11 protein-coding genes are annotated in these 12,486 nt (G+C 55.1%); 4 read left to right on the top strand and 7 right to left on the bottom strand.

The window, feature by feature from the left end; translation table 11 throughout:
* Positions 1-16 precede the first annotated feature (16 nt).
* The 4 genes from wecA to V2S86_RS04980 form a co-directional block, all read right to left on the bottom strand.
* Positions 17-1,066: a UDP-N-acetylglucosamine--undecaprenyl-phosphate N-acetylglucosaminephosphotransferase gene (gene wecA, locus V2S86_RS04995; RefSeq protein ID WP_330761496.1), complete on the bottom strand. Its 1,050-nt coding sequence runs from the start codon at positions 1,064-1,066 to the stop codon at positions 17-19.
* 166 nt (positions 1,067-1,232) lie between these two features.
* A complete protein-coding gene (locus tag V2S86_RS04990) occupies positions 1,233-2,189 on the bottom strand; it encodes an NAD-dependent epimerase/dehydratase family protein (protein ID WP_330761495.1) in 957 nt (318 codons plus the stop codon).
* A gap of 182 nt (positions 2,190-2,371) precedes the next feature.
* Entirely contained in the window at positions 2,372-3,271 is a 900-nt protein-coding gene (locus tag V2S86_RS04985; protein ID WP_330761494.1) for a transcriptional regulator, read from the bottom strand.
* A 748-nt stretch (positions 3,272-4,019) separates the two neighbouring features.
* Positions 4,020-5,414, bottom strand: a complete 1,395-nt coding sequence (locus tag V2S86_RS04980; RefSeq protein ID WP_330761493.1) for a NarK family nitrate/nitrite MFS transporter — start codon at positions 5,412-5,414, stop codon at positions 4,020-4,022.
* 363 nt (positions 5,415-5,777) lie between these two features.
* On the opposite strand from V2S86_RS04980, the gene narX reads away from it, so the two are divergent.
* Positions 5,778-7,562 (top strand): nitrate/nitrite two-component system sensor histidine kinase NarX, encoded by a 1,785-nt coding sequence (gene narX, locus V2S86_RS04975; RefSeq protein WP_330761492.1) that lies wholly within the window; start codon positions 5,778-5,780, stop codon positions 7,560-7,562.
* 11 nt (positions 7,563-7,573) lie between these two features.
* Positions 7,574-8,224, top strand: coding sequence for a two-component system response regulator NarL (narL, locus tag V2S86_RS04970; RefSeq protein ID WP_330761491.1), 651 nt, complete (start codon positions 7,574-7,576; stop codon positions 8,222-8,224).
* Here narL and V2S86_RS04965 read toward each other — a convergent pair.
* Both V2S86_RS04965 and V2S86_RS04960 read right to left on the bottom strand, forming a co-directional pair.
* Positions 8,221-9,735, bottom strand: a complete 1,515-nt coding sequence (locus tag V2S86_RS04965; protein WP_330761490.1) for a YchO/YchP family invasin — start codon at positions 9,733-9,735, stop codon at positions 8,221-8,223. The genes narL and V2S86_RS04965 overlap by 4 nt on opposite strands.
* Before the next feature lie 303 nt (positions 9,736-10,038).
* Positions 10,039-10,242: a hypothetical protein gene (locus tag V2S86_RS04960; protein ID WP_330761489.1), complete on the bottom strand. Its 204-nt coding sequence runs from the start codon at positions 10,240-10,242 to the stop codon at positions 10,039-10,041.
* Positions 10,243-10,264: 22 nt separating this feature from the next.
* Between V2S86_RS04960 and V2S86_RS04955 the strand changes: the two genes are divergently transcribed.
* Both V2S86_RS04955 and V2S86_RS04950 read left to right on the top strand, forming a co-directional pair.
* Positions 10,265-10,945 (top strand): prepilin peptidase, encoded by a 681-nt coding sequence (locus V2S86_RS04955; protein WP_330761488.1) that lies wholly within the window; start codon positions 10,265-10,267, stop codon positions 10,943-10,945.
* Positions 10,946-11,087: 142 nt separating this feature from the next.
* On the top strand, positions 11,088-11,654 hold the full coding sequence (locus V2S86_RS04950) for a YbhB/YbcL family Raf kinase inhibitor-like protein (protein ID WP_330761487.1): 567 nt from the start codon (positions 11,088-11,090) through the stop codon (positions 11,652-11,654).
* Positions 11,655-11,658: 4 nt separating this feature from the next.
* Here V2S86_RS04950 and cobA read toward each other — a convergent pair whose 3' ends face one another.
* On the bottom strand, positions 11,659-12,474 hold the full coding sequence (gene cobA / locus V2S86_RS04945) for a uroporphyrinogen-III C-methyltransferase (RefSeq protein WP_330761486.1): 816 nt from the start codon (positions 12,472-12,474) through the stop codon (positions 11,659-11,661).
* Between the last annotated feature and the right edge of the window lie 12 nt (positions 12,475-12,486).

The raw sequence follows: 12,486 nt of genomic DNA, 5'->3' as shown, positions 1-12,486 counted from the left end.
GCGGCCCGTGGGAGGATTAACGATCGGCGGTAGGGTTATCGGTAAAGATCGGCGCCTGACGCGGTTCATGCAGCAGGGCAAAATAACCGAAGAAGCAAAGTACAAAAGCCAGCAGCATCCGTTGGTCCGGCAATTGCAGAACCTCGCTGCAGATCCCGACGCAGGCCAGCGTCACCGCCAGCATGCAGCTCATGCCCAGCGCCTGGCGCGCATTGAGGCCACGCCGCATCAGGATGTGATGCAGATGATCGCGACCAGCCTTGAACGGGCTCTGGCGGCGCAGCAACCGGCGTACCATCACCGTCACCATGTCCATCAGTGGGATGGCGATCAACCACAGCGCGGTCACTGGCCGCATGACGGCGTCCTGGCCCTGGGTGGCGACGATCAGCAGCCACAGTACGCTGAAACCGATCACCATGCTGCCGGCATCGCCCATGAAAATCTTGTTGCGCGCGCCGAACATGCTGAGGTTGAACAGCAGATAGGCCGCCAATGCCGCAATCAGGCTCAGACACCACAACGCTTGCGCCCCATGGCCCGCCAGACCGAACAGAATGGCCAGGGCCATAAAGGTGACGCAAGACAGCGCGCCAAGCTGACCGTCGATACCGTCAACCATGTTATAAGCGTTGATCGCCCCCCATACCGCCAGCGGCGTGATCAGTAAAGCGACGTAGCCCAGCATCAGCTCTTGATGGCCCCACAAGTAGCCAAAGGAAGTAAGTTGCATCCCTGCCGCCAGCATCATCGCCAGCGCGATCCCTCCCTGCACAATGACGCGCGGCGCCACCGGCAGATCAAAACGGTCGTCAAGCACGCCCAGTACCACTAACGCCGTAACGCACAACAGATAGATGTTGCTGTGCGGCAACCATTCCGGTTGCCAAAACGTCACCATCATAATGGTGAGGTAAATGGCGATACCGCCAACCAGCGGTATATGGCCCTGATGACGCTTGCGGGCATTGGGTTTATCCACTAATCCCACCGCCAGCGCAGCACGACGGGCAATAACCACCAGCGTCAGCGCCAAAATAAATATTATGCTCAGTTGATATAACATTGTTCCTCCAGCGAATAAGCACGCTACCGCCCTTGAGTTACAGCTCCCAATGCGCTATTAACAAAAACAAAATTGACATCCCCAGGATATAGGTCAGCATCCGCTCATCCTGTTAAGCACGGATTTATCCGAAAAATAAAAACGTTAGCGTGTGAGAAATATATCTCTAGGAAAATTCATGTTTAATAGTTCTTTCGATTGCCAAATTAAGATCAACCGGCGCTTCGAAATCATTTTGCACATTGCTTTTAAATTGCGTTCTGGCACAGAATTTTTGCACCCTAACCCGGCTAATTGGGAATTTACGGTGACTTATTTTACTCACCACATCCAATGCCGTCGCACCGCAGATTCCGAATATATAAGGAATGCGAATAGTCTTATTCTCTCTGCCCAAAGAAGTCGAAATAACGTCGACCAGTTGGTTCATGGTGAAATCCGGCTTATCCACATAATTGCTGACCTGATAACTGGCCTGCTGGTCAAGTGCATGCTCCAGCCTCGCCGCAATATTCTCGACGTAAGCCATGGATTTCATATTATTGCCGCTGCCAATCATTACGAAGCGACCGCTGGCGATCTGACGGAACAGGTTATACACATTGCCGCGATTATTTTCGCCGAACACCACCGTCGGGCGAATAATGGTCAATTTATTATCACCGTCGGCCTTGCGCCAGGCTTCGTAGACATACTCGGCTTCCAGCTTGGATTTACCGTAATGGTTAAAGGGGTCAAAACGCCCTTCTTCGCCGGTTTCCTGGGTGACGAAACCATAGACCGCCACGGAGGAGGTAAAGATAATCTGCTTGATATTCAGCGAGGAAGCGGTCATGCAGACATTGCGGGCGCCATCTACATTAACCTGATAATACAGCGAGATCGGGTCAACATTGTCCTGATGCTCTGCCGCAAGATTAATCACGGCATCACACCCCGCCAGTGGCTGCAGCAAGGTCTGCGGCTGGGTTACATCGCCAAACTGATAGAGCTCCGGGAAAGATTCGCTCTGTTTCTTGTCTACGATCGTCAAAGTCAGATCGTTACGCGCACTCAGGCGCTTAACCAAACGCGTTCCGATAAAGCCGGAACCCCCGATGATAGCTACTTTACGCTTATCCATATTTGTCACTCAGCCAAGTTTTCCATTAATTCCCGCCGCAGGTTTGAGGCGAGACGCTTAATACGCGTTAGATCATGGAAACCAGACTGGACAAATCAGCCCACGCTTTCAAATAACAAATAATGAAATAACAATATTTGCCGAATGTAAAATTATGGGGAAAGATGAAATGTCATCGCAGGCTAATTTTTTATTTCGTAAGCGACCTGATATTGCATGGTTTTATTCGGAAGGATAAGATTAATCTTACCTTTACCCTTGACCTCTGAAACTTCGTATTTCACCGGATGTTTCAACTGCCCCAGCTTGGGATCGACACATTCGATAGTCGCCTGCTCCAGACTTTCCCCCTGATACAGGCAAAGCAGCGTTTGCGGATTGTTAGTCTGGGGGTTGTTCAGCGTCAGGGTAAGCACAACGCGGGTATTGTTTTGTATATCATTGATAATCGGCGGACGAGTTTGGTTCCCCAGCACATAGGAAAAGTGTGAAATAATCAGCAGTGAAACAAACACCGACAGGTACTTCACCACTCTGACGGCGGGAACGGAGAAAAAACCCGCTGATGCAGGCGTTTTATTTTTTATTGTCGTATTTTTCAGCGGTGGTGGCGCCGTAGAAGGCATGGAAGCGGTAATCTCTTCCCCCTGCGTATCTATTGTCTCCGCGTTAATTTCACCATCTTTATTTCCATTTTCAGAAATTTCCGCTTGAAGTTCTTCGTTAATATCCCCGGAAACGTTCCATATTTCGTCAGCGACATATTCATCTTCCTCCGATATAAAGTGAAACGCAGCCTTGTTTTCCACCTTATAGCCCAAGCGCGGAATCGTTCTGATAAGCGTATGTTCGACATCACCGATCTTTTGACGTATTGATTTAATTGTTTGATTTATCGTCGAATCTGAACAATAAGTTCCTTTCCATATATTCTCTATAATTTCCGTACGACTAACCAGTTCAGGGGATCTGGCGACCAGAAGTGAAAGTATCTGATACTCCTTCCAGCGCAGGCGAAACTTTTCCCTGGAGGGAGTCAGAACATCTAGATTCCTAATCTTTATTCTTTTATCAAGATTCACTTTTAATTTCCTTAGCGTGCCTGTCCTGCACACTTTGTATAGAAATATGAAAAAATGTTCAAGAAATTAAATGTAAACTCAACAGGTTGCATTCAGTAGATGTTTATTTTTATAAAAATTTGCTGATTTCATTTTTTACATCGTCTCGAATAGCGAGGATTCGATTCTCCGAATGTCACTTTTTCCCTGTTGGCAACATGGTTTCTTATCATGGTTACCGGCAATAAAAATCAGCCAACAAGCTGATTTAAAACAAAAATTCAATATATGTTATCGCTTTGTTGGTTAAGTGAAATTGTGAAATTTCACCTTCAGGCAGGCAAGTATCACCTGCTTTTCTACCTAATCCGATTGCCAGATAGCCTACAAAAAGCCAGCAAAAACAGAATGAGAGTTATCTGATTTAATCATTCATTGAAACATAGCACCAAATACAAAGACATATTTTAAATTTGACTCCACGCCCAACAAATAATGGCAGGTTATGTCATTAATCATAACAGGCTATGTCACCGGCATGCTTTATTTCTGTAAAAAACCCGACAAGGAAATGAAAAAAGCACCCAGCGTAATAACACGGGATATTGTTCATAAAAAAACATGAATTGAGAGATGCGCCTATAAACAAAGGAAAATTCAGCATGCGTAAATAAGAATATTACCTAAAGGCGGGGAATTTCACTGGGGGAAAACAGACTACGCGGTGGGGAAAAACAGTCCCTCCCCTGCCGGGGAGGAACGGACGGTATCAGGCCATTTTTTTACGGCCGTACACGGCCCAGGTGATCACTACGCATAACACGTAGAACACCAGGAAAATTTTCATCGCACCTGCCGGTGAACCGGTCAGCGCCAGGGAAGTGCCGAAGGCTTTCGGAATAAAGAAACCGCCAATGGCGCCAATGGCCGAGATGAAGCCCAACGCCGCTGCAGAATCGGTGACCGCTTCACGCTGTGCGCTTTCGTCGCTCCCGCCACGAGCCTTAACTCGCTCAACGGTAATTTTACGGAAGATCACGGCGATCATCTGGAAGGTCGAACCGCTGCCTAAACCGGCAGTAAGGAACAGCAGCATAAAGACGCCGTAAAATGCAATAAACGATCCCGCATGCCCCGTACCCGGTAAAGTCAGGAACAACAGCGCGGCAAACACCGCCATCAACACAAAGTTAATCAGCGTGACGCGAATACCGCCAAAGCGATCGGACAGCGCACCGCCTACCGGCCGCGCCAGGGCGCCGAGGAACGGGCCGAAGAAGGCATAATGCAAGATCACCACGTCCGGAAACTGCGTCTTCGACAGCATGGCGAAACCGGCGGAAAAACCGATGAAAGATCCGAAGGTGGCAAGATACAGCAGACTCAGCACCCACAGATGGCCGCGTTTGAGCACCGGCAGTTGTTGACTGAGCGAGGCCTTCGACGCGGCCAGGTCGTTCATGCCGAACCAGGCCGCCAACGTGGCGATCAGCAAGAAAGGCACCCAGATCCACGCGGCGTTCTCCAGCCACAACTGGCTGCCGTCCGGCTGTGCCTGGCCGGTACCGCCAAATACGCCGAACATAGCGATGGAGATCGCCAGCGGAGCCACCAATTGCATCACGCTGACGCCCAGATTGCCCAGCCCGCCATTCAAACCTAACGCGCCGCCCTGTCTGGCCTTCGGAAAGAAGAAGCTGATGTTGGCCATACTGGAGGCAAAGTTGGCGCCGCCGAAGCCGCACAGCAGAGAGATAATGACAAAAACGCCGTAGGTCGTGGAGGTATCCTGAACCGCCATTCCCAACCACAGGCAGGGCACCAGCAGGAAACAGGTGCTGATGGCCGTCCAGCGGCGGCCGCCGAACATCGGGATAACGAACGAATACGGCACGCGCAGAATGGCGCCCGAAACGGAAGGCAGCGCGGTGAGTAAAAAAAGCTGGTCGGTAGTGAAATTGAAACCCACCTTGTTCAGATTGACCGCAACCGCGCTGAATAACATCCAGACGCAGAAAGCCAATAACAGGCAAGGAATGGAAATCCACAGGTTGCGGCTGGCGATCGCCTGGCCACGCCGTTGCCAGAACGCGGCGTCCTCAGGTTGCCAGTTTTGAATAACCGCACCTGTTTTTTTTGATGATGACGTTGCAGATTGCGACATAAAAACCTCAGAGACAGGGTGATAACTTCGCACACCCTAGGTGCCCCCCTCCCGAGCAAAGTTGATGTAAATCAACCCGGATGCAGGTAGTCATATGTTGGAAAAGTGCCGGCATCCCTTTATGAGTAAACAGCCATACCAGAAAAAATAATTACAAATCAATAAATTGAATAAATCCTGCTGCTGATGTCGCCGGCCCGCAGTCACGATCGGAAACTAATGGGTACTTCGTTAGAGGTATGGGGTTATGTGCAAGTATGATGAAAAATAACGCTGAATCGTTACCGCCTTCGCTGGCACCGCCTGCTTTCACCCTCGGGTTTCCAGCCGTTGCCATGCTCTACTGCCGGGGATCCAAGCAACATGAAACGCCTGTTGGCTCCACTTTCCATCGTTAACCAGGTCGCCGTACTGATGATACTGCTGGGCATATTGGGCATTGCCGGCATGGGCATTTCCGCCTGGATGTCGCAAAGCATTCAGGGCAATGCGCATGCCATCAACAAAGCCGGCTCCTTGCGTATGCAGAGTTATCGCCTGCTGTCACAGGTTCCGCTGAATGCACGCAGCGAAGCCTGGGTCCGCGAACTGGATCAGGATCAAGACAACCCCGATCTTCAGCGCTCGGTGGAACAGGAAGCGCTGACGGAACAATTTCAGACGCTGCATGATTATTGGCAGCTCACCCTGTTGCCGCAATTGCGTCAGGCCCGGCAGCCGGCCGATGCGGCCCCCCAGGTAGCGCATTTCGTCACTCTGCTGGACAAGCTGGTTTCCGACATTGACCGCCAGACCGAACGGCGGCTGTTGATGGTGACCCTGGTGCAGGCGGGGTTTATCGCTCTGACGCTATTATTGCTGGTCGGTACCATCTGTTATCTGCGTAACCGCCTGCTGCACCCGTGGCGGCAATTGGTGGCGATGGCGCTGTCGGCAGGCCGCGGTGATTTCAGCCGGCGCTTTGCCCAACGGGGTCACCAGGATGAAATGGCCTCGCTCGGCGGCGCGTTAAACAGAATGTCCGATGAGCTTTCCACCATGTACAGCGGGCTGGAACAACGGGTGGCGGAAAAAACCGCCGACCTGCAACAAAAAAATCAGGTACTGAGCTTTCTCTATCGAGCCAGCCGCCAGTTGCACGGCAATGAGCCGCTGTGCAGCCGCCTGACGCCGATACTCAATCAGTTGCAAACCCTGACGCCGCTGCGCGCCATTCAGGTACGCCTGTACGAAAACAACAGCCAGGAACAATTTGTGCAACTGAGCGGTAACCTGCCGCTACGGCCGGAATATTGCACCAACCCGGTCTGCAGCGCCTGCCTGAACGATGACGGCCAACAACACGCCCATCATCCTTCCCTGAGCTGGAGTTTAAGCGACAAATTGGGGGACTACGGAGTGATCGTCGCACAACACCCGCCGCAACGGCCGCTAAATGACGATCATCACCAGCTGATTAACACGCTGGTAGAACAACTGACCAGCGTGTTGGCGATTGAACGCCAGGTGGATCATCAGCAACAGCTGATGCTGATGGAAGAACGCGCGGCGATAGCGCGCGAGTTGCATGACTCCATTGCCCAGTCGCTGTCCTGCCTGAAAATGCAGACCAGTTGCCTGCATATGCAGGGTGCGGAGCTCTCGCCCGCCAATCTGTCGCTGGTGCAACAGATGCGCGAAGAGCTGAACATCGCCTACCGCCAACTGCGCGAGCTGCTGACCACGTTCCGCCTGCGGCTGACCGAACCCGGGCTGCTGGCAGCACTGCAGTCGACGGTACAGGAGTTTAGCCAACGGCTCGGTGTCGCCATTGATCTCGATTACCAATTGACGCCACGCACGGTGCCTTCTTATCAGGCCATTCACCTGTTGCAGATTGCCCGCGAAGCGTTAAGCAACATTCACAAGCATGCCCAGGCCAGCCGGGTGAGCATTCAAGTGGTCAATCGACGAGGTGAAGTTACCCTGAGCGTCTGCGATAACGGGCGCGGGCTGCCGGAAGAGACCGCGCGCCCCGATCACTATGGCCTGATCATTATGCGCGATCGCGCCAAAAGCCTGCACGGCCACTGCGAGATTTTACCTTGCAGCGGCGGCGGCACTGAAGTCCGGGTGGTATTTAAACCGGACAACCACGCCATTGATTAATGGGAGAAACCATGACGACCGAAACCGCCGCCACCATTTTACTGATTGACGACCATCCGATGCTGCGCAACGGCGTAAAGCAGTTGATCGGCATGGATCCACGCCTGCAGGTGATTGCCGAAGCCGGCAATGGCGAACTGGGCGTCTCGCTGGCTGAAGAGCATGACCCGGACCTGATCCTGCTCGATCTGAACATGCCGGGCATCAACGGTCTGGAGACGCTGGATCGCCTGCGCATGACCGCGCTCTCCGGCCGTATCGTGGTGTTTAGCGTCTCAAATCATGAAGATGACGTGGTCAACGCGCTGAAACGCGGCGCCGACGGCTACCTGCTGAAAGACATGGAACCGGAGGATCTGCTGAAGGCCATGCATCAGGCGGCTGCGGGCCAGATGGTGCTAAGTGAAGCCCTGACGCCGATCCTGGCCGCCAGCCTGCGCGAAAACCGCCCCAGCGCCGAACGCGATATCCAGCAGCTGACGCCGCGTGAACGCGATATTCTGAAACTGATCGCCCAGGGCCTGCCGAACAAAATGATCGCCCGCAAGCTGACGATCACCGAGAGTACCGTCAAGGTACACGTCAAACACCTGCTGAAAAAAATGAAGCTGAAATCGCGCGTCGAAGCAGCCGTCTGGGTGTTGCAGGGCAAAAACGGTTAATCGCCGCCGTTCAATGGCCCGGTCTGCGCCGGTATCGCCGGCGTTTGCAGGGTTTTCGCCGGCGGTAACCCCTCGTCGGCGCCGGCAGCCAGCGTCAGCGGCGGCGTCACCTGCAGGTCAATCCAGTTGGAGGTGACCAATTGGTGCTTATCGTCCTCCAGCGTGACCGATAAACGGTAACTATTGCTTGCGCCCGGGGTTGCATCCCACTTCGGCACAATCAGGCTCCAGCCGTGCGGATCGTTGCCGTTGTGCGGCGGCGTCAGGCTCAGAGCCTGGGTATCCCCTTGCCAACTGACGCGGGCGATTTTGTTGGTCGCCTTAATTTCAAGCACCAGCGGCAGCGTCTCCCCTTCGCGCAGGCTCCAGGGCGGCGTAGCCAAAAACACCTGCAGCGTTTTGCGCTGCCGGAACGCCAGCACCGGGATATTTTTGCGTTCGATATTGTCATAGCGGCTACCGCGCAGCGACTTGGCCTGCGCAACATACTCCGGCGATATCTGTTTCACCAGCGGCACGCCGAGCCGGTAACTCAGCGCCAACTCAACCTGCTCCTGGCTCACCCCGCCTTCGCCCATCTTGTGCAGCGCTTTCACCGTCACCAGCGGCACCGGCGTGTAATTCACCCCAAACTGCATGGCGCGCGGATCGTTTTGTTTTTTACCGCTACCGAACAGATCGACATTCTCCCCCCAGTACTGCTCGTAGCTGAGAGAACCGCCAATCTGGCGGTAAAACGGCAGATACCCTTGGGTGGTAACGTCATAGCCGCTCGCCGGCCGGCTGAGGAACACCGCGTCGTTTTTTTGCTGCGCCAGCGCCGACAGCGGGTAGTAATAGTTGGCGGAAAAACGCAGAAAATCGCCCCAGGCTTCCGCACCCACGCTGGCGCGATTGTGCCGACGCTCAAAATCGCTGTCGAGCACCGTGTTGTACCCCAGCAGCCAATCCCCGGCAACCCAGCGTTGCCCTATCCCTACGTTGCCCAGCGAACCGTCGTTTTGCTGCAGAAGACTGAGTTGGCTATAAGTCAGCAAGCCGTTGACGTCATACAACGGGCTGAACAGCTGGCCGCTGCTGCCGGCAAAATCCCCCTGGTTGGACACCACCAACGACAGTTTGGCGGTGCCCAGCGGCGATAACAGTTCCTGCGCTTGCTGTTGCAACACATCGTTTGCCTGACCCAATACATAGTTCTCGGCGCGGGTGCGTACCTGCTGACCGGAAACGTTATTCAAATTACGTTCGCCCAGCTGTTTGGCCATGGTGGCCCACTCTTTCTCACGTGCAGCGTCGTCCTGGGCGTTACCGCCAAGTTCGGGCAAATCATTGCCCGGTGAACGAGCGACGGAAGCGGGCGCCGGCGGGGATTCAGCCTGAGCGGGCAAGACACCGGAAAGCCAGGCGAGCGGCCACACCAGCAGCGCCGCCGGTAAACGGCCGGTCAGGCGAGGGAGAAAATGAACGGCTTTTTTCACTCTGTAACGTGTTTTTTGTATAACGTCAGTCATTACTCTGTCGCCATCCCCACATCCGGAGGGCACGGCGCATCAACCTTTTTTTGCTGCGGCCACTCCAGACGGCAGACAACGCGACTTTCGCAAACTATAGCACAGGGCCTTCATCGCCCTTTCGGGTGGCCCGGCGCCAAAGCGCATCATGAAGGCCAAAGCCTAATGGATTTCCGATGAGAAACAATCGGATAAACTTCAGTTTATCATGTGACAACGTCACAAAAAAATCATCTCCCGCAGTCCCTGTGTCACCGACCATAAAATGCTCGCTGCCGGGCCCCCAAACGGCATGAATTCACTTTATTTCACCTGAAATTTTGCCGAAAAAAACCGCAATCGAAAACCGGCATGACCAATAACAGCTTGATTATATGCAGCAATGCGCAGTTTTTTGCGATTCATCCTGCCGTTGAGCAACGCTTTGCAGCCTCGCTCGCAATACCCGTCATTGATGGCATCATTTTTCCCTATCAGCCGCATTTTGCCGTTATTTTGAACGCTCATTTCAGCTCGGCAAGGAGGCTTTATGCTCGATGGCGCACAATTCGATCTCTGGCAGCGCTGCCTGTTTATTCCGGCGCTGCTGCTGGCGGCAGCCATCGCTACGCGACTGATCCGTTGCGTATCGGTAAGCCAGATACCACCACCATCCGGACAGGCACGTTGGGTGATATGGGCTGCGCTCTGCGCCGGGTTGGCGGCATTGCCTTTCGGTATGCCGCTCCTGCAACGCTTAATGTTGTTGCCGGTGGCGACGGTATTGCTCGCGCTGGCGTTTATCGACCGGCGGTACCGCTTGTTGCCGGATCGCCTGACGCTGCCGCTGCTATGGGCCGGCCTGCTGGTTAATCAGCAAGGCTATTTCGCTTCCCTGCCGGAGGCGGTATCCGGGGCTGTCGTCGGTTATCTGTCGCTGTGGTTGCTCAACGCGGCCTATCGCCAACGCCATCAACGGGATGGCATCGGGCAAGGGGATTTTAAACTGTTGGCGGCATTAGGTGCCTGGGTCGGTTGGCCCGTTCTGCCAATGCTGGTCACCGGTGCAGCGGCGGCGGGATTATGCGCAGTGGCCATTGCCTGTCTGCTGCGCAAATCCGGCTGGCAAGCCCCTCTGCCGTTCGGCCTGTATCTGGCGGCTGCCGCCTGGCCGTTGTTGCTATCGGCGGCTGGCGGGGAGTCCCCCTTTTCAGTGGGGTATAACGCTTGATTTCACCTTATTTCACTCTGGTGGCAGAGGGACCCAGGGCTATTTTGCCGCTGTTATAGCCCGCTGTCGGTACGACTGTTATGGCGAGTCCCCCTCCGCACCACTATCCTTTGGCTGAGCCAAAATCAACGCAGGAGGTTGTATGATCGATCGTGGTTTATCCGCACTCGCGCTCGGCGCGGCGTTATTGACGGGGTCGCTGTCATTCGCGGTACAGGCCGCCGGCACCTTTAGCCTCACCTCACCGGCGTTTCAGGACGGCGGGATGCTGGCGCAGAAATATGCCGGCGCGACGCCGGGCAACGCCAGTTGCACTGGCGACAACGTTTCGCCGCCGCTGAACTGGAGCAACCCACCGGCAGGCACCCAGAGTTTCGCCCTGCTGCTGTCCGATCCCGAGGGGCGAGGCGGCCTTGGCGCCAGCCATTTGGTGGCCTACGGCATTCCCGTTTCGGCCAGCGGCTTCGCCGAGGGGGATCTCACCCTGGGCAAAGGCTTTGTCGGGGGTAAAAACTCGCCGGGTACCGGGGTTTATCATGGGCCTTGCCCACCGGCCGGTTCAGGGTTGCACCACTATACCTTCGTGCTGATCGCTACCGATCTCCCTCCCCATGCATTTGGCCCCGGGTTAACGCGCGAACAGCTCGTGGAAAAACTGCAAGGCCACGCCAAGGGCGGCGCGGGGATTATCGGCCGCTTCGGCCAATAGCCGCTCAGGCAGTGACCGCCTCTGCCGGGGTCTCTGCAGTGACCGCCGTCGCGCGGTACAGGCTGACCACCTCACCAATCATCAACAGGCTGGGTGAAACCGGCCGCTGCCGGGCTATTATCGCCGGCAGTTCGCCCAGGGTGCCAATCAATACCCGCTGCTGCGGCTGGGTGCCGCGTTCAATGATCGCCAATGGCATCTCCGCCGGCATGCCATGGCGCAGCAACTGCGCGGCGATGGTTTCACTCAAGGCCAGCCCCATATAAAACACCAGCGTTTGCCCCGAGCTGACCAATCCCGGCCAGTCCAGATCCACATCGCCGTTACGGCTGTGGCCAGTAACAAAACGCACCGACTGCGCGTAATCCCGGTGGGTTAACGGAATGCCGCTCGCCGCCGCGCAACCGCTGGCGGCGGTAATGCCCGGCACCACGTGGCAGACCACACCATGACGTTGCAACCAGGCCATCTCCTCGCCACCGCGACCAAAAATAAAAGGGTCACCGCCCTTCAGCCGCACCACCCGATTGCCGGCCTGCGCCAGCTCTACCAGCAGCTGTTCGATCTCCGATTGCGCCAGGGTATGGCAGCGCAGCGATTTACCCACGTCGATCCGCAGCGCCTCCGCAGGCAGCAACGCCATCACCGCAGGGGAAACCAGGCGATCAAACACCACCACGTCCGCCTGCTGGAGAACCCGCAGCGCCTTCAACGTCAGCAGTTCGGCATCTCCCGGCCCGGCACCGACCAACCACACTTCGCCCCGGCGCACCGGCTGGCGACGATCGCCGGCCAACATCAGCATTTCAAGTACCTTCATGTCATCACCTCC

The organism is Serratia sp. C2(1), assembly GCF_036352655.1.
Lineage (GTDB): Bacteria > Pseudomonadota > Gammaproteobacteria > Enterobacterales > Enterobacteriaceae > Serratia > Serratia inhibens.
Note: the sequence above shows the minus strand (reverse complement) of the source record. Positions and strands in the feature narration are given on the sequence as shown.

Coding starts and splice junctions, on each gene's coding strand:
- V2S86_RS04980 (WP_330761493.1), bottom strand. CDS start 5,414: ATGTCGCAATCTGCAACGTCATCATCAAAAAAAACAGGTGCGGTTATT.
- cobA (WP_330761486.1), bottom strand. CDS start 12,474: ATGAAGGTACTTGAAATGCTGATGTTGGCCGGCGATCGTCGCCAGCCG.
- narX (WP_330761492.1), top strand. CDS start 5,778: ATGAAACGCCTGTTGGCTCCACTTTCCATCGTTAACCAGGTCGCCGTA.
- narL (WP_330761491.1), top strand. CDS start 7,574: ATGACGACCGAAACCGCCGCCACCATTTTACTGATTGACGACCATCCG.
- V2S86_RS04990 (WP_330761495.1), bottom strand. CDS start 2,189: ATGGATAAGCGTAAAGTAGCTATCATCGGGGGTTCCGGCTTTATCGGA.
- V2S86_RS04960 (WP_330761489.1), bottom strand. CDS start 10,242: ATGAGCGTTCAAAATAACGGCAAAATGCGGCTGATAGGGAAAAATGAT.
- wecA (WP_330761496.1), bottom strand. CDS start 1,066: ATGTTATATCAACTGAGCATAATATTTATTTTGGCGCTGACGCTGGTG.
- V2S86_RS04955 (WP_330761488.1), top strand. CDS start 10,265: ATGCTCGATGGCGCACAATTCGATCTCTGGCAGCGCTGCCTGTTTATT.
- V2S86_RS04965 (WP_330761490.1), bottom strand. CDS start 9,735: ATGACTGACGTTATACAAAAAACACGTTACAGAGTGAAAAAAGCCGTT.
- V2S86_RS04950 (WP_330761487.1), top strand. CDS start 11,088: ATGATCGATCGTGGTTTATCCGCACTCGCGCTCGGCGCGGCGTTATTG.